The 19,628-nt window shown below is 34.9% G+C and carries 13 protein-coding genes; 7 read left to right on the top strand and 6 right to left on the bottom strand.

What is annotated here, in order from left to right; translation table 11 throughout:
* Positions 1–20 precede the first annotated feature (20 nt).
* Entirely contained in the window at positions 21–455 is a 435-nt protein-coding gene (gene dut / locus IPI31_02760) for a dUTP diphosphatase (protein MBK7566724.1), read from the bottom strand.
* 9 nt (positions 456–464) lie between these two features.
* Positions 465–1,949: a polysaccharide biosynthesis C-terminal domain-containing protein gene (locus IPI31_02755; GenBank protein MBK7566723.1), complete on the bottom strand. Its 1,485-nt coding sequence runs from the start codon at positions 1,947–1,949 to the stop codon at positions 465–467.
* 63 nt (positions 1,950–2,012) lie between these two features.
* Here IPI31_02755 and IPI31_02750 point away from each other — a divergent pair, with 63 nt between their 5' ends.
* The 7 genes from IPI31_02750 (at position 2,013) to IPI31_02720 (ending at position 13,370) form a co-directional block, all read left to right on the top strand.
* Positions 2,013–3,053, top strand: a complete 1,041-nt coding sequence (locus IPI31_02750; protein ID MBK7566722.1) for a hypothetical protein — start codon at positions 2,013–2,015, stop codon at positions 3,051–3,053.
* A complete protein-coding gene (locus IPI31_02745; GenBank protein ID MBK7566721.1) occupies positions 3,016–5,331 on the top strand; it encodes a hypothetical protein in 2,316 nt (771 codons plus the stop codon). Before IPI31_02750 ends, IPI31_02745 begins: the two co-directional genes overlap by 38 nt.
* Before the next feature lie 4 nt (positions 5,332–5,335).
* A complete protein-coding gene (locus tag IPI31_02740) occupies positions 5,336–5,935 on the top strand; it encodes a CDP-alcohol phosphatidyltransferase family protein (protein MBK7566720.1) in 600 nt (199 codons plus the stop codon).
* The gene (locus tag IPI31_02735) at positions 5,932–6,666 is read left to right on the top strand and encodes a phosphatidate cytidylyltransferase (GenBank protein ID MBK7566719.1); all 735 of its coding nucleotides are present in this window, start codon (positions 5,932–5,934) and stop codon (positions 6,664–6,666) included. The genes IPI31_02740 and IPI31_02735 overlap by 4 nt, the downstream gene beginning before the upstream one ends.
* Before the next feature lie 239 nt (positions 6,667–6,905).
* Complete coding sequence (locus IPI31_02730) at positions 6,906–9,587, top strand: T9SS type A sorting domain-containing protein (GenBank protein ID MBK7566718.1); 2,682 nt, start codon at positions 6,906–6,908, stop codon at positions 9,585–9,587.
* Between the two features lies 1 nt (position 9,588).
* Entirely contained in the window at positions 9,589–10,503 is a 915-nt protein-coding gene (locus tag IPI31_02725) for a T9SS type A sorting domain-containing protein (protein MBK7566717.1), read from the top strand.
* Positions 10,504–10,613: 110 nt separating this feature from the next.
* Positions 10,614–13,370 (top strand): T9SS type A sorting domain-containing protein, encoded by a 2,757-nt coding sequence (locus IPI31_02720; protein MBK7566716.1) that lies wholly within the window; start codon positions 10,614–10,616, stop codon positions 13,368–13,370.
* A gap of 38 nt (positions 13,371–13,408) precedes the next feature.
* Here IPI31_02720 and IPI31_02715 read toward each other — a convergent pair whose 3' ends face one another.
* The 4 genes from IPI31_02715 to IPI31_02700 form a co-directional block, all read right to left on the bottom strand.
* Complete coding sequence (locus IPI31_02715; GenBank protein ID MBK7566715.1) at positions 13,409–15,052, bottom strand: T9SS type A sorting domain-containing protein; 1,644 nt, start codon at positions 15,050–15,052, stop codon at positions 13,409–13,411.
* 336 nt (positions 15,053–15,388) lie between these two features.
* Positions 15,389–17,029 carry a T9SS type A sorting domain-containing protein gene (locus IPI31_02710; protein ID MBK7566714.1) on the bottom strand — a complete coding sequence of 547 codons (1,641 nt, stop codon included), beginning with the start codon at positions 17,027–17,029 and terminating at the stop codon, positions 15,389–15,391.
* Between the two features lie 205 nt (positions 17,030–17,234).
* Positions 17,235–18,611, bottom strand: a complete 1,377-nt coding sequence (gene creD / locus IPI31_02705; GenBank protein ID MBK7566713.1) for a cell envelope integrity protein CreD — start codon at positions 18,609–18,611, stop codon at positions 17,235–17,237.
* A gap of 681 nt (positions 18,612–19,292) precedes the next feature.
* Entirely contained in the window at positions 19,293–19,433 is a 141-nt protein-coding gene (locus IPI31_02700; GenBank protein ID MBK7566712.1) for a hypothetical protein, read from the bottom strand.
* Positions 19,434–19,628: the final 195 nt, after the last annotated feature.

The following is a 19,628-nucleotide window of genomic DNA, read 5'->3' as shown; positions in this document are numbered from 1 at the left end:
AGAAATAAAGTGACCTGAAATTACTTTCCTGTGTGACCAAATCCGCCGGTATCGCGGTCTGTAGACGAAAGTTCCGTAGAATTTTCCCAAACCACTATCTCGTGTTTTGCAACTACCATTTGTGCGATCTTGTCGCCGGGGTTGATATAAAAAGGCTGTTTCGAGAGGTTTATCATAATAACCTTGATCTCACCGCGGTAATCGGCGTCTATAGTGCCGGGGGAATTTAAAAGGGTAATACCGGAATTAATTGCAAGACCGCTGCGTGGGCGAATTTGGGCTTCATAACCAATTGGAAGCTCTATAAATATACCGGTAGGCACCAGACATCGGTCGAGAGGGAGAAGTTCCATTTTTTCCGAAATATCGGCCCTCAGATCCATTCCGGCAGCATGTATTGTTGCGTATTCGGGATTGGCATTTGCCGACTTATTTATAATTCGAATATTTAACATGTTTTAAATTTAATTGGGTTTTGATCTTACTAATTTACTGATATCGAGCCACCAGGCAAAAACAAAAAAGAGGATTACTAAAATAAGACGTATCACAAAAGAAAGTATATAATTATCCAAAGTGTTATATAAACCCAATCCGAATAAACATAAAACGATCGATACAAGTAAATAGGCAATTATTTTTCGAAGATTATAAGGAACATGATAATGTTTTTGTCCGATAATAAAACTCATAACCACCATACTGAAATAACAGGCAAGGGTGGTCCATGCAGCACCGGTATAACCTAAAATGGGAATTAAAATAAAGTTTAAGGCAATAGTAATTACAGCACCAACAATTGGAATTATAGTTGCAAAAACTGTTTTATCAGTAAGTTTATACCAAACACTTTGATTGTAATAAATTCCCAGAAATAAATTGGCCAGTAATAATATGGGAACAATGTGCAATCCTTCATGATATTCTTCACCGATAATTATTTTAAAAATATCAGGAAACATCCCAACACCTAAAAAAATAATACAACAGGCTATCACAAAATATTTCATAACATTTGCATAGGTGATCGGGGCATTTTTTTCCAGCGATTGTTTAAAAAAGAAGGGTTCCGCTCCCATTCGAAATCCTTGTACAGCAAGGGTCATAAAGATGGATATCTTGTATACTGCACTGTAGATACCTACCTGTTTCATATTGTCGTTCAGCGTTCCGGAACCCCAGTATTTAATTAATACTCTGTCTAGAGTTTCATTTATCATTCCGGCCAATCCGAGAATAATTAATGGTGCACCATAACGCATCAATTTTTTCCAAATTGCAAGATCAAATTTAATATGAAAGAGATCGGGAATAAATAAAGAAAAAGTAACGGCACTCGCAATTAAATTGGCAACAAAAACGTATAAGATTCCATATTCCGGTTGATAGGTATAACCAAAGGCTGAAAATAAAGTAAAATCATTTTTTAGCGCCGGCCAAAGGAAAAACAAATTCAATAAAATATTTACAAGTATGTTGATGAATTTATAAGTAAAATATTTCCAGGGTCTGTTTTCGAGACGCAATTTTGCGAATGGAATATTTGTAAGTGTGTCAAATCCTATAATAAGTGCAAAAAAGATGATATAATTATTTCTTCCGGCATAATTTAATGCAGTGGCGATATCACCGGCTGAAACGATCAGTAATCCGACCATTAATAAGGTGGTAATGATCAATGATAGTTGTGCGCTTCCAAAAACTTTATTTTTATCGAGTTCATTGGTGTTGTTGGAAGCAAATCGAAAAAATGCGGTTTCCAGTCCAAACATAGCGATCACGTTAATAAAGGTGACATAGGCATACATTTCTGAAATTATACCATAATCCGCCTGGTCAGTAAAAACTCTGGTATGTAAGGGAGCCAGCAAATAATTGAGCATGCGCACCAAAATGGTGGTAAATCCATAAATTGCGGTTTGAGTAGCAAGCTGGCGTAGCGGGCGCATGGTGTAAAGATAAGGGTAAAGTGATTTTATCGGCGAACCCGCTATTTTTTATCTTTGAACCCTATGCCATTTGTATTGCGCTGTTTTTTGCCGGTTTTGTTATTGTTTCTATCTTGTAATAAAGAAGAAATAAAAATAACTCCTGCATTTTATTATTGGCAAAGCGAATTTAATTTAAGTGAATCTGAAAAAAATACACTGGATACCCTTGAAATAAAAAAACTTTATATCAAATTTTTTGATGTAGGTTGGGATGAAGGTGCATCGCAACCAATTCCATTGGCAACTATTTCGTTTCCGGAAAAAATACCGGGAAATACAGAGATTATTCCAGTTGTATTTATTACAAATGAAACCTTTGAAAAATTGGGTGTAGAGAATGATACCGCGGTAAAACTTCTCGCTTTTAAGATCGCGCGAAAAATCGAATACCTGATTGAATCGAATGATCTACCTTTCCCTAAGGAAATTCAATTGGATTGTGATTGGAATGAAACTACGGAACAGATTTATTTTTATTTAATAGAGGCATTAAAAAATTTCCCCGGGTTTAAGGAAATGCAGTGGAGTGCTACAATCCGTTTGCACCAAATTAAATATTTTGAAAAAACCGGTGTTCCTCCGGTAGATCGCGGTACGCTCATGTTTTATAATATGGGAGATATTGAAAATGCTGGTAGGCAAAATTCTATTTTTGAAGAGAATACCGCTCATCAATACATCGAAAATATTAACGATTATCCTTTGCCACTTGACATTGCCATAGCCTGTTTCAGCTGGGGATTATTATTTGATGAAGGAAAATTGATAAAAATATTTTATCCGCTCTATCCGGAAAATATGGCTGATTCTTTATTTATTAATTCTGGGGAAAATAAATATGTCGCCAAAAAGAATTTTTATTTTGAAGGGCAGTTTATGGTGGAAGGAAATACGATCAAACTGGAGACCCAAACTGCAGAATGTAGTTTGTCGGCGGCAAAACTTTTGAGGGAACATTTGAAAAGTGCCGACCGAACAGTAATTTTATATCACCTTGATACCAATATTATAAACCATTACACAAATGAAGATCTCAAAGCTATTTATTCTTCTTTTAAGTAGTATACTATTTATCATTCCAATTCAGATCGCTAATTCATGCGCCTGGGGATATGATGAGGATGAGCTTACGCTATTGCCTTTCAGGCAAGAGTTTATAAATTATCCGGAATTATATCCTTTTCTCTATTCTTATCACTATTGGAAAGGCGGGTTAACAGATTGGGCAGAAAATGGAGGGGAATCTGAAACAGAACTTTTTGAAAGCAAAGGTGTAAATGTGCAGAATTGGGTAGAATATTTTGGGAATAAAATTTCCGACACGGATATTGAATCTGTAATATATAATTCGGGGACCGAGGATATTCTTGGTATAGAAGATTATTTAAAAGGTAAGGGGACTTTATCCGATAAATGGAAAAATAATGAATTAATAGATTTTTGGAAAAATAATTATCCTTCTAAATCATTTCAATATCTGCTTTTTGCGATGAGGGTTGAACCCTATGTCGCACAATCTGATTGGTGGAATGAAACTGTTCGTGACATGGAATCGCTTAAGGAAATTGCCCGTGAAGCAGAAAAGTTTGCTAAATCCTCAAAAGATCCATTTTTGAAATTGAGATATACCTATCAGGCAATGCGTGCAGCACATTATAGCAAAGACTACGAAAAATGTTTATCACTGTATGATCAATTTATTGGGAATACAAAAAAAGAGGAATCTGTTATTTATTATTGGTGTTTATCCCTAAGGGCGGGAGCTTATTGGAGATTAAATAAATTTGCGGAAGCGAGTTATTATAATTCCATCGTTTTTGATAGATGTTTGAGTCGAAGATTATATAGCGAACGCGATTTTTGGATTGATAATGAAACAACCTGGCAACAATGTCTCGCCATGTGCAAAAACGATCATGAAAAAAATATTTTATGGTTACTTACAGGAATAAATCAGAATAATTCCGCTGTTCCCGCTTTACAGGAAATGTTGAAACTGGATCCGGGTTCCAAAGAAATTGAATTATTACTGGCGCGTGAGGTAGAAAAAATTCAGAGAACATATATGCCGGGAAGATGGAGTTTTGACTATGGTGGAGAAATGGAAGAATTGAATTCCAGTTGGGTGGAGTCAAACGATATAAGTGAAGTATATGCTATTATTCAACAAGCAATTACCATCAATAAAATGCAGACACCTGCATACTGGTATAATGCTGCTGCATTTTTGTTATATTTAAAAAAGGATTTTGCAGGCAGTGAAATGTATTGTAAAAAGGCAATGGAAAATGCTGTAATTCAATCTGCTATGTGGTCGCAAGCAAAAATTACGAGCATATTAAACAAGATTGAATCTCTTGGAACAATAACAAAAGAAAATGAAGTAATTATTCAACCTGATCTGGAATGGTTAGCCACAAATGAAGGAGCACTTTATGCCAATAAAAGTGATGCCAGAAGAATAGTCATGTATCAGCTGATGAAATATTATCTCGCCGCAGACAAACCAGTGCAAGCCGAAATGTGCAGAGCAAATGCAGTGGAATATTATGATATTTACGAACAGCCTGAAAAGGCCCCTATTTCCGAATTATTTAATTATTTTACCAATAAAAATAATTCCCAATTCGATAAATTTCTTGCGGCGCAATATCCTTATGATGCTGATGATATGTTGGAAATAAAGGGAACACTTTTAATGCGCGAAGGCAGGTTTAAAGAAGCTATTGGAATTTTTTCGGGGATGAAAGATACTTTACATCCAAACATGACGCTACCTGCTGATCCTTTTGTTATACATATTTACGATTGTCATGACTGCGATTTTGTAGAATATCCCGGCGATTATACAAAACTCAGTTTATGTCAGAAAATCGTTGAACTGGAAGGAAAACTTAAAAAAGATTCGGAAAACAAAACAGAAATTCAACATTTATTGGGAAATGCCTATTATAATATGTCGTATTGGGGAAATGCATGGATGGCGTTGGATTATTATCGCTGTCACGGCTGTGAATTGAGTAAAGTAGATCCAAACGATTCCTATTCCTGGTATTATAACGATATATATGATTTGGATAAGGCAAAATATTATTACCAACTTGCTGCTGAAGGATCAAGAGGAAAAGAATTTGCAGCCTTAAATTATTTTATGCTCGCAAAGTGTGAACAAAATGAATACTACAGAAGTGATGATTTTGATTATGAAAATGCAAATGGATTGAAGGAAAATTACAGAACCAACTTTTCCATAATAAAAAATGAATATTCAGAAACAGAATTTTATCAGAAAGCAATAGGGGAATGTAAATATTTTGATTATTATGTGAACAGACATTAAGCCAATGCGCAAATCGATACACGAAATTCCACCATATAAAGAAAAATTCTGGACCATCCCGAATGTGCTTTCTTTATATAGGCTGATAATGTTTCCCGTTATATTGTATTTTCTATTGAAAGAGGAACAAAAAATATTTGTCACCTTACTTATTATTAATCTGGTAACCGATATACTGGATGGTTTTATTGCAAGAAATTTTAATCAGCGCACATTAATTGGTGCTAAATTGGATTCGTGGGCAGATATAGGGAGTTATCTTCTGGCATTTGGAGGAGTATTTCAATTTGAATGGAATTATGTTCTGGAACACAAGATCGGTTTTGGGATATTTATATTTTTATATCTCGCAAGTGTTTCTCTGGTAATTATTAAATTCGGTAATTTATTGGGACTGCATTTATATTCAGCCAAAATAACCGGTTATTTGCAAGGAATATTTTTGGTATTTTTACTTTCTTCCGTTTATATGGAATGGTTATTTTATGTGATGATCATTGTTGGTTGTATTTCTAAAATTGAAGAGATTATTATTATTTTGAAGTTAAAGGCTAAACGATCTGATGTGAAAGGTTTATATTGGGTATTAAAAAATAATTTGTGATACATCCTGTATTTTATTGGATAGAAGCATTTTTTCTGCTCGGTGCGGTGGGAACCGTTTTGGCAAACCGTAAGTCAACAAAAGCTGCAATCAGAGAGCGTTGGATGAAACTAATTATTCATTTCATTATTGTAAATTTATTATTGATACTTATCATTTATTTAAATAAATACTTCGTGCCGGTAATGCTGATGATACTTGTTGTGGGTTTATTTGAATTGGCAAAATATATTAATAACAAACGTCTGCTTTTTTATGGTGTAGCTGTTTTGATGTATGTAATTTTCAGTATCGGATTTTTATTAATGGCTAAAAATTTCAATTATAATGCAGTTATTTATGTTTTTCTGATCGTATTTGTTTTTGATGGTTTTTCCCAAATTACTGGTCAGATTCTGGGAAAACACAAATTATTTCCGGTTACAAGTCCGGGTAAAACTTGGGAAGGTTTAGCAGGTGGGGCAATTTTCGCCTTAATTACAGGAATTTTAACCCGAACTTGGATCAATAGCAATGTGCCGGATGCATTGCTGATTTCTTTTGTGCTGATTATTTCTGCAACGTTGGGCGACTGGCTTGCATCTTATTATAAACGCAGAAATGAGATCAAAGATTTTAGTAAATTAATACCGGGACATGGCGGTATGTTAGACAGATTTGATAGTTGGATCGTGGCCGGGGGAGTTATTTATCTGTTTGATCTATGTGGCGTTTTCACTTTTGTTAATTGAAAATTTTAGATAGATTTGTTTTATATTTTTTGCTGTAACATACCCAGAGTCTTAATACAAACTGAAACTAGGGTTGAATTTTAATATTGAAAAGATGATTTTGTCATTTTCTGCCCTAATACTTGGTTAATTAATTATGTTTATTTACTTTTATTTTAAATTAAAACCATGATTCTAACTTTTCACTTTATCAATAATACTGACTCTAAATGATATTTCAATTTTTAAAAAAATAGCATATGAAAAAACAAACCACAAGCGCACTCAAGATATTCTTTCAAAAACACATTAGTTTTCTAACAATATTGATTGCTAGCGTCATGGCAATTTGTTCTGTTCCCAAGAATAATTCTAGTTTCAAAATCTTTGATGCTAAATGGACATCCGAGATTACACCAGATACTGTCGTTGAAGAAATCACAGAGGATACATTAGTATATTCTGACGGAGCAGATACTATTTATTTAATAAATGATACTTTACCATACGATGACTCCCTGGGATTGCACTTTAGAGATCTGGAGATTGCAGACAATTTTTATGTTACTTTTGGAGGAATTGATAAAAATGTTAATCCCGGTATTTATGGTTTTAATGTAACAGGCATGTTTGACCCTTCCACCTTACCTAATGATGGAACAAGTGATTATGCATGGCAATGGTTAATAGACTTGGCACCAGAAGTTCTACGTTTTCCAAGCGGTTCCTACAGTAAATTTATGCACTTATTACATAATACCGATGGCACTGACGCGGTAGGTTATGGTTATGATATTTATGAAATTGCCAGATATTATGATTGGACAGATGAGGATATGTACTTTGATTATGAAGAGCTGACTTTAAGTAATATCAATCGTATACTTTATGATGAGGACATTGCATTAAAAACTTGGATTTTTGAGGATCATGTTCAAGATTTCAAATCATTTCGAGATAAATGGTTTGCTCAACAATGTGTTACAACAAGATATCTTGATGATTTTATTTCTCTCGTTAATCAAATAGATGAAGCTTATCCTGGCAGACCATTAACTAAAGTTATAGTTTGCTTAAATATACTCAGCGAAACCGCAACTGAATGCAGAGCAATTACAGATTATTTGCGTAGTAACGATGTAAACGTTGTAGGAGTAGAAATGGGCAATGAGACTTATAGTGGTTATTTCTGTGATGCCATGGAGTTTGATGAGTTTGATGATTATTATGCATTTATAAATGGCACAACTCTCACCGGGAACTCAAATGTACTAGAAGATGACGGTTTAGGTGCTACAGATATGCTGGATGATCACAACTTTATAGATAAATTTAAAACAGGAGGCGGATACAATTACAAAATAGGAATTTGTGGAATGCCCTTAGGTAATGATTATGCATTCAAACTTGAAGCTATAACGGCAGCGTGTGCGGCATCTGATGATTGGAATGAATCCTTAAGGGACAAATATGAAGAAATGGTTGACGGAACTTCCAAATATAAATTTGATGCAGTAATTATGCATACATATCTTGAGGCAGATAACTGGGGGCATATTCCCATTGACAATTTAACACCCGAAACATCTTGTGCAGGGGAAGGTGATTTGTGGGATTTTGATGATTACGATGTTGATTTAGAAGATGCTTTTGACAAAATTTTAGGTTTAGGTGGAGCTGAAGGAAATTTTCGGGATTTTATTGTTAAAACCTCCGGAGAGCATATATCGTATAAAATCTCTATGGATAAATTTAACTATTATTTTGATTTTGATCTAACTTCTTCTGAAAGAAAAGAGTTGTGGACAACAGAGTGGAATTTGAAAGATAGTAAAAGCGGATATACAGAGTTACAACAAGCTAAAGCAAGCATTTACAGCAATGGCTTTACGCATGGGCATCTATTGTTACAGTGGTGGTTAAAGGATATAAAAGTAAACTATGACAATGATTATCACAACAATTTTTACACTTATTCTACAATCCAAAATTATGCAGGTGCAGTCCCAACATGCTTAATTACAATTGGAGATGGTATTGAAAGAAACTATTATGATAAAACAGATTGCCCATACGATGAGGATTGCGCAGAACCGTTAAATTGTGAATTTGATGACAACTGGGATAAAAGAAATTACCACATACGCAGAACTACTTATTTTGTTACCTATTTATTTAGTGAGATATATAAACAAAATTTGAAATACGTTCCTTCAAATTTTTATATTGGAACCAGCACACCGAATGTGCAACCTACCGTTTTTATAGATCCAAATAAGGATTATATTTATCTTTATTATTCTAATGTGAAAGGCGCAAATCAGAATTTTATCCTGAACCCGGAATATTTAATAAATTTTTTTACGGATATTGCTTATGTTGATCTCGGGGAGCCTACTTTAACTTATTTACAGGCGGAGCAAGTATATTCCACTTCCGGGAGAAGTTCATTATATGATAAAGTGCTTATTAATACTTGTTACGATTCATATGATCATCCTTTTGAAATTAAGGCTGACACGGAAGCTGAAATTGATGGGGCGATTATAGAAGATGAAGCTAATGACCCAGAATGCCCTGGCAGTGGTTATGCTATTAATGGCTGCTTAACTGCACCTGCATATTCAATTGGGTATTTTAAAATTCCAATTTATCCGATTGAAGATCCTTTTAAAACAGCAAACAAAATAAATAATTACGATTTACATATTTATCCAAACCCCTCAGCAACCTTTTTTCAAGTTAAATCTAATAATCCTGCTACAAATTCAGTTGTAGACCTAAAGATTACTATTCTCAACTTGGACGGCAAATTAAAATATTCTACAAATTCAATATTAGGCGAAATTATAAATATTTCTGATCTATCTGCCGGGTGTTATTTAGTATTAATTGATGATGGGATTAACAAATTTTATAAAAAATTAATTAAAACCGAATAATATGAAGAAGGATAGAGCTAATGTATTTTCATTTAAATTGAGTGCATATGCCACATTTGCAGCGAGTTTTCTTAGTATTCATAAAACTGAGGCTCAGGTTATTTATACTGATATTGATCCGGATATCATTTATGATGAAAAGTTAGAAGGTGGTGGTTTAGACATTGATGCAAACGGAACAATTGATTTTGTATTTTTAAATTCTTCCTTTACTTTTTATGATTATATTTTTCTTTCCTATCGGCTGCGACAAGATATAATAGTAGGTCCATATATCTTTGAAAATGCCATCGCAGGTATTTCTAATCAATTTAATATTGGTTCGAGCGAATTCACTAGATATTATCCGTATGCAATAAACATAAATAGTTTAATTGATCCATCGCTCGAGTGGCAAACTTTTTATCAACAGGCACTTGCATTAAGAACATTTGATTCAGATGGGGTTATTGCTCCATGTATAGATTGTTTTTGGTATGATTATTTTTTACCCGATGTGATTGATCATTATTTAGGCATTCGTTTCATTGATAATGATGGAATGAACCATTACGGATGGATACGTTGTGATGTGTTGGATGAAGGAAGAACCCTGGTCATTAAAGATTATGCATACGAAACACAGCCGGAACATGCTATACTTGCTGGCGATACGGCTCATTTTGTATCTTTAGAAGAAAAGGCAAATAATTTCAATGCAAATATTTACAGTTTCAATAATTCCATTTTTGTAAAACTAAATGAATTGACAAATCTCATTGAAATTAATATTTTTGAATTATTAGGGAAAAAAATTTACACGGGTAATATTGTCAAACAATTTACAGAAATTAAGTTGATGGAGGCTCAAGGTGCATATATTGTTGAATTGATTTCATCAGAAGGTAGGTATTCAAAAAAAATAATTATTAATTAATCGATATTTTTTTTGCTATTGCAATTTTGTTTAGTTTTAACAAATACATTAATATTGTAGTTATCTTCCATTACTGCATACACGCAATTTAACTGTTAAAACTGCTTTTTATGTTTAAAAAATTACTTTACCTGTTCGTAATTGCCATATACACACAATTTTCGACACATTTATTTGCTCAGGATGTACTTTGGGAAAGCAGAGGTATCGGCGGTGGTGGCGCCTTATTTTCACCCTCTGTTAATCCGTTAAATTCCAATGAAATGTACATAACCTGCGATATGACAGGTATGTATCACACTACAAATTCAGGGGTTAATTGGGAAACGCTTCCATTCGGCAAATTAACGTCTGTTATTTCTGCCAAGGTTGCCTTTACTGCGGATAATTTAATACGGTATGCAGTGGATAATGATTTTTTTACAGAAACTAATTTTCCGGTTAAATCAACCGACGGTGGAATTAACTGGACACCCATCAGCGATCCAACTTCCGGTGATTGTTACTCCATTTTTGCGGATGATAATTCCACCCAAAGGCTAATCATTTCTTCCTACAACAGAATATATTTTTCTTCCAATGGCGGAATAAGTTTCACCAATATTTATACAAATATGGGAAGTGGTGCAGCGCATGTTGGCGGTGTGTTTTTTGATGGAACAAATATTTATATCGGCGCTGCAAAAAATTTAATTGTATCAACGGATAATGGAGCAACATTTACATCATACGCACTTACCGGATTACCGGCAGGCCGAGGAATTATTTCATTTACCGGAGCCAGGGTGGGTGCAACAACACGTTTATTTATAACAGGGTTTGATCTTGTGGATATTTATCCCGGAATTACCGGTGCCGATTTTTCTTATTATAAATCCATTTATAAAATGGATTATACGGTTGGGGGAAGTTGGGTGACATCCGCAACAGGAATTTCAGGAAGCAACAAACCATTTTTTATTGATATGGCAGAAAATAATATCAATGTTGCTTATTGTGCCGGTGGAAATACTTCAACTGGATATCCCATTGTATACAAAACTACAAATGGCGGAACAAGTTGGAGTGCTGTATTATTAACGAATAACAACGAAAACATTTATACCGGTTATCAGGGTGATAATGGTGACGAAGGTTGGTATTACGATGAATTTGCTGAGGGATTTGATGTTTCTTCCACTAATGCAAATGTTGCTGTAATTACAGGATTGGGATTTCCGCATTTTACGAACGATGGCGGAACAATTTGGAAACAACAATATGTAAATCCCGCAGATCAGAATCCAATTAATCTGGATATCGTGAAAGGGAAAAATTACGCAGGTGTTGGAATTGAAAATACCAGTTGCTGGACCTTATGCTGGAGCGATATCAATAAAGTATTTGCAGGATTTTCTGATATTACTGCAATTAAATCAATAGATGCCGGAGTAAAATGGAATAAAAATTATACAACACTTACAGAAAATTCGGTGTATAAAGTAATTCACGAACCTTCCAGCGGAAAAATATATGCAGCTACTTCCAGTGCACACGATATGTATCAAAGCACTTATTTAATGGATGCTAATATTGATGGTGCTACAGGACGAATATTATATTCGACCGACAATGGAACTGCATGGAGTGTATTACACGATTTTGTTGATCCTGTAATTTGGATCACATTAGATCCCAATGTGGCAAATAAAATGTATGCATGTGTTATTAATTCGGGTGTGGGAGGAATTTATGTTTCGAGTAATATAAATCTTGGTGCTGCATCAACCTGGGTTAAATTAACAAATCCCCCGCGCACAGAAGGGCATCCTTATAATATTCATGTATTAAATGACGGAACACTCATTGCAGTTTATTCTGGGAGAAGATCAGCAGCAGGAGTTTTTACCGCGAGCAGTGGAGTATTTAAATCGACAAATGGTGGAAGTACCTGGACAGATATTTCTGATCCGGGAATGTTTTATTGGACAAAGGATTTAATCATTGATGAAAATGATGTTTCGCAAAATACTTTTTATTGCGCTGTATTTTCCGGTTGGGGAGGAGCGCCAAATGGTTTGGGAGGAATTTATAAAACAACAAATCGCGGTACATCCTGGACAAAAATAAATTCACTGGACAGGGTAGAATCAGTAACAATAAATCCGAATGACGCAACACAAATGTATGCAACAACCGAATCTGATGGTTTATGGATAACGAATGATCTTAATGTTGCTTCACCCACATTTTCTCCCGTTACAAATTATCCATTTCAACATCCGGTGAGGGTTATTTTTAACCCATTTAATGAAGATGAAATTTGGATAACAAGTTTTGGAAATGGGTTGTACAGAGGATTAATTGATAATTGTTCTGCACCGGTAAATTTAGTTGTGAGTGGTGTTACCGCAACAGGTGCTACATTGAGTTGGGATGTAGTTCCTTCTGCAGATTCGTATCGCATTACCCAAAAAGTGGTTGGTGGTTCTACCTTTAATTATAATACTTTATCAAATAGTTATGTATTTACATCTTTAACACCCGGAACATCAAATAAAATTACGGTAAAAGCAAAATGCGATGGTGTTTTTTCTGATAAATCGGTAAAGGTTACCATTAATACGCCATTAAAATGTGGAACAATGGAAAATACTGTATCCATTTATCCCAATCCTGTCACGCAAATTATTTACGCGGAGGGATGTGAAGAATTTAAATTAATGGAATTATTTACCTTGGAAGGAAAACTGGTAGAACATTCCGTAATAATTTCTCCAAAAAGTAAAATAGAATTTAATGTGGAAGGAATTGCAAATGGAATTTATCTGATCAAATTATCAGGTGATTCCAATGTTCATACGGAAAAGGTTATTATTTCAAAATAATGTAAAAATAAGTGCTGTAGTAATAATTACTGCGGCACTTATTTTATAACTATCTTTTCATTAAATCTACAAATTCCATTTTCTTTTCCCTGTAAAATATACATACCGGGTGGAAGACCGGAAACATCCATAGATAAATAATTACTTGAAGTACCTGATAAATTTTGCTGATCTTCAATAATTACTTTTCCTGTAATATCCGAAATGGAAATTAAAATGTCATTTAATGTTTCATTTGCATGAATAAATATTGTATTATCTGCGGGATTGGGAAAGACGGGGAAAGTTGACGTTAAAATATTTTCTATGGCAGTTTCTTCTTCCGATAAATTTAATCCCGTTGTATCATCTACATAAAAATACATGAATACTGCCATTTCATCTTCTGCAGTCATTCCAAAATGTACCGGAACCGGACCATCATTAATAAAGGTGGCTTCATAAATAAAACCATCCATCCACCTAACTGGAATCATCATCGGCCATTTTCTGGTTGGGGGATGATGATAATCATAAATTTCATCAAGACAACCCGGAGCTCCATTGGTTGCACCGCAGGAAGCATCGAATATTTGTTCGCCTTTTTCACCTGCTTCTGTTCTTTTAAAAATATCGAAATCGGCTCCGTATTTATGTGTATGCGAAGTCATTGCCCAAACAAACATTTGATCTTCACCATGACCAAAACCAAATGATGTATCGATAAATGTATGTGGTAAACTATCGTTTGGAATATCGAGATCGGAATTTGATTTTCGTGTTGTGTACATTATCTGTGCTGCTGTACCTTTTTCCTGTGTGAAAACATTTATATACACCTCACATGCGAGCGATTTATCACTGCTGTAATTAATGTAATGCGTGTTTAAATTTAAAATTGTAGTATTTGCCCAACTAAATGCAGTTTTACTCGGGAGTTTAAGACTGTCGGAAAATTGGTGACCATAAACTAATTCCACACCATTAAAATCAGGGCCATCGTGAATTCCATATTCCACCGAAGAAGCGATTGCAGTGTTATAATATTTATACATAATAAAATGGTGAGAATATTCTCCCATATAGGTATCTAATCTGTTTACTTCTATAGTATCAGATTCGTCGGTTTCTAATTTATACCAATATTCATGTTCTTCCTCAGGCCATAAAAAGAAAGGACCATAATGAATTTGATAACCTTCCCCAACAGGAGGTGCGGAAGGTGGTGATGGAACAGATTGAATTCCGTCGTTATCATAAAAATCTGCAATTAAAGTTTCATCCACCAAAGTACCCGTTTCAAAAGCTCCATATAATATCCATTGGCGAATGAGTTCAATTTCTTTTTCGTCGAGCGGTGAGGCACCTTGAGGACAAGCTTCACCCTCACCGGTAACCAGATTTACATCCAACGCCAAACCATTATTTATTTTGTTGAAAATAAAACTTTTATAAGGGTTGCCGGGAGTTACTCTTTTATAATGTTTATCTGCAGAAACAATGTTTGTGGGTACAACATCATAAAGTACATCATAAGTTTCACTAATTGTGCCGCTCATATCCAAGCCGCTTACATGTCCCGCCACATGACAACCCGAACAATTTGTCTGAATAATGGAATAAACATTTTCCCATGTTGAGCTCTGATTAAAAGCAAGTGTGCAAGTAAAAATTCCGGTAAAGAGTAAAAGAAAATTTTTCATGATGTGGGTTTTCGCAATCAAAAATACTGAAAATAGGACATAGGATATAAGACATAGGACATATGACTTGATGAAGGACAAGGGAAAGCGACAAAGGAAAACAAAGGGTCGGATTTGCAAAAATTACTAAACCTGCAACCAGTGAGGCTCTCGCTCCCAGCGAGGGTCTCACTAATGGTAAACGACCAAAGAAAACTAACGGTGAGATTTGCAAAAATTACCAAACCCGAAGCCAGTGAGGCTCTCGCTCCCAGCGAGGGTCTCACTAATGTGCCGTCCCAAAAAAAATTTCGCAAGAAATTTAAACTCCTCTCTCCTTTCTCCTCTCTCCTCTCCTTATTGTATAATTATTTTCGCACTTGAATTTGCACCATCATTTCGCAAAATATTAATTAAATAAATACCGGGAGTAAATCCTTTAATATCCATTTGATAATATTTAGAACCGGAATAATTGGTAATTTCCTGTTTTATTATTTTTCCTGTCAGGTCGGTAATGGTAACCATTGATCCTGAAAGATCAATTTCTGCATTAATATAAATTATGTCGTGTGCAGGATTTGGAAATATTTTTATTGCGGATTCTTCTTGTTCAATATCGTTAATTGCAACTGGCAAATTTAATCCCGTAGTATCTTCAAGATATAAGTACCACATTACCTGCATTTCATCCTCACTTGTAAGACCAAAATAGAGATCATGATCTTCTTCATTTATCCAGGTTGTTTCATAAATAATTCCATATTTCGGTTTAGCGGGTTTCATACTTTCCCAAAACCTTACAGGTGGATGGCGATAATCATAAATTTCATCCAAACATCCCGGAACACCTTCTGTTGCGCCACATGCAGCATCAAATAATTGTTCACCTTTTGAACCATCGGGATTGCGCAAGTAAATATTAAAATCTGACCCATGTCTGTGTGTATGGCTTGTCATCGACCAGATAAATATCTCATCTTCAGGATCAGCAGAATTATCATATGCCACAGCATCATGTGTATAAGGAACACCATCGTTCGGAATATAAAATCCATCATCCGACAATAAAACAGGGATCATTTGTTGAATTGCCGTACCTGCCGGTTGAGTATAAATATTAATATATGCTTCGCATGCTTCCGATTTTTCGGTTGCATAATTTAAATAATGCGAATTGAGATCAAGCACTGCATTAGCTTCCCAAAATAATGCAGTATTTGGAGGTAATACCAGATCAAAAGGATTTTGATTTGCACTTACAAGAACCGTATTAAAAACATCCACAGCCGCCAGATCATGTAAACCCGAAGCGGCAGCGGCGCCAATAGCTGCATTGGAATATTTATAGGTAATAAAATGATGTGAATATTCACCCATAAAAGTTTCCACACGTGTTACTTCCACATCTTCGGGAATATTTGTCGGAAATTTTAACCAATATTCATGTTCGGTTTCCGGCCATAAAAAGAAAGGTCCGAAATGCACTTGAAATCCTTCACCCGGTGCGGGAGGAGCCGGAGGAGATTCTATACTTTGAAATCCGTCGTTATCATAAAAATCAGCAATTAATGCTACATCAACCAACGTGTCACTTTCCAACGCACCATAAATTATCCATTGTCTTATTAATTCAATATCCTTATTATTCATGGGATCTGTGCCTTGGGGACAAGCAATTCCTTCGCCAGCCTCTAAATTTACATCAAGGGCCAGGCTATTATTGATCTTGCTGAAAATAAAACTTTTATAGGGGTCGCCGGGCAATACTCTTTTGTAACCTTTTGCAAGGGAAACTGCATTGCTAGGGCTCACATCGTACAAATTATCATATACTGCATCTATGGTCCCACTAAGGTCGAGACCACTTTCATGACCTGCAATGTGACATCCTCCGCAATTGGTTTGTATCACATTATACGCCATTTCCCAGGTAGTTTGGGACTGTAAAGCAGCGGAGGCAAATACTGCAGTAATAACAACAATGAGTCTTTTCATTTTTTGAATTTGGAGTTACGAAATTAATAAAAAATTATATATGTATAGCTGGTTAGAATGCTAAAAGACCAAAAAGTTACAATTCCAACCGAAAAAAAACGTGTTGAATTAATTCTTAAACAAAATAATTGCATAAAAAAAGTCTCCCTGATCAGAGGAGACCTTTCACATTTAAGGGAATTTTCAGGAGGTATTTTAAAACCAATTATTTGGTTTCATTTAATTTTAATTCGGGATTGTCGATATGTTTTCTTCTGATAGTATACCAATTTATATTTCTGGTAAAATACATTGTTGAAGCCAACATAATTGTTAATCCTATACTTCCGGTAAGCAAAGCGTAATCCGACATTTGTAATGTGACAAAAAGAAATCCATATAACACGGTTAAGATCGCAAATAATAAAAAGGATAATTTTTTCGAAGTAAATATGGATATGGAATACAACGATATCATAACAACAATTGCGGCAGCGGAAATGATGTAAGCTGCATTAAAATTTAATTGTTCTGAAATTGCGACAAGCAAAATATAAAATAAACACAGCGCCAATCCCACTAAAATATATTGAAAAGGATGTATTCTTTTTCCATTCATCATTTCCACAAGAAAAAATACAAGAAAGGTGGAAGCAATAATGAGAATTGCATATTTTACCGAACGCATCGATTTTTGATAATCATCCAGTGATTCTATAAGATCCACCCCAAACGCAGAGCTGTGCATGGTTTCAGAATACATATTTCCTTCCCACATTTGCGGATAATTTCGATTGAGCTGCAAAATATGCCATTGTGCTTCAAATCCTGAATCGGAAACAGATCGTTCATCCGGTAAAAATGTACCGTTAAAACTCGGTGCATTCCAGGTGGATTTTATTTTTATATCTGTTGTATTTCCTATCGGGATAAAAGATAAATTATTACTGCCCTGAAGATCAAGGTCATATTTAAAATCAATTTTATTATTTAGCATTTCTGAAATTCCTTTTAAAGGAATACTTACTCCGGAGGATGCAATTTGATGTTGACTCGTTCCTGCAATTACTGCATTTGGACTTCCATTTATATCTACAACTAATTGATTTTTTATTCCGCGCATATCTGTAATACCTAAATTAAGAATTGCCTTATCCCAATTTGGAACACCACTTAATTGAATTGTGGAAATTGCTGCCAGATCAAAATTTCCGGAAATACTCAGATCAGTTTCATAAACAATTGCCTGGTAAATTCCTCTCTCTAATTTTTGAGGATTTACATCTCCGGAAATATTGAGATGTTCCGGCAGAATATGCAGATAATTAGTTTCTGGTATTTGCCCGTTTGCAAGAGGAGGTACAATTAGTGGAACTGTAATAACAGGCCCGATAAGTTCCTGAGCTGATGCCACATTATTGCTCACTTCATCAATTGTTTCGGCACTCAAACGCTCTCTTTCATTAATTATTTCCTGTATCATAGAGGCAGGTATCAGCATGATAAGAGCGAGAAAACAGATAGTAAACAGTTTAAAAGTAACAGAGGTCCTGAACCAGAAATTTATCCGGTCGAAACCTTGAGGATTGTCTTGGTCTTCCATTTTGTTTAGATTTTATACTTTGAAATACAAAGTTCTTTGTTTATTTTGAAAAAACCAAACTTTTGAGCATTTATTAATTTGGTAATCTGATAATTTGGTAATTAATGGAAACCAGGTTAAAAAGTTAATTTGTGGGCCGGGAGTGTTGATTTTACATCTCAGCAATGGGAACGTGGATGACGCAGATTGGGGCGTTTTATGTTGCTTTCTCGGTGATTTGGATATTAAATATTATATAATAATTTGGTATATTAATCGTTAGGTGTAATTTTGTGCCGTTCTTAGTGACTGAATAGTTTGTAAAAGGAGGTGTTCACACTTTTCAAAACATTCTATGAAGTAAACACCAAAAAGTTTAACCTGAGCTGTCTAGAGTTCAGGTTTTTTTATTGAAATTATTATTTTTGACAAAAAACAGAAAACCCGCATAGGCGCTAACCAAAATGCAGGTCTCTGAGTTATTGAATTCGGGGTTAACGGTTTCAGTCATTGCTAATGAGACAACTCCTTCTCCGACCTCTAATGTGAGCGCTGTTATATGTTTGACAGCTTCGCCGAATACTAATCTTACTATTTTGAAAGGGTTATTAATAACCCTTTTTTGTTTATGTTTGATTCACTCTTTTCTATTTCAGAATTTTAAAGAAGGGGTAAGCGTTCTAGACTCACCCCTTCAGTGGATTACCAGTTAAATTCTGATACAGGAATCAACAGATCAAACGTCTCTCCGGCTGTGCCGAAATGTTTTTCTCCATCGACGATTTTATAGGGTACCTGAAGTACCACGCACAAAACTCCATCCGTTCTTAATGAAAGAATCATAAATAAAAGGATTATGATAGAATACACTTCCTATCAGAGTCACCCGACGAGATTGCGGGATTTGTAATGATTTGATTTGCAGCATTGCACGGCACTAATGCACCATGAAATGAACATTTTAAAAAAAATCTGTTGAAAATTTAATTTGCGAAATATTTATAGGTAAGTATCTTTGGCTTACGATTAAACAAAGAA

Source organism: Bacteroidota bacterium (assembly GCA_016706865.1).
Classification (GTDB): Bacteria; Bacteroidota; Bacteroidia; order Chitinophagales; family BACL12; genus UBA7236.
This window is presented reverse-complemented; position numbering and strand designations above follow the sequence as displayed.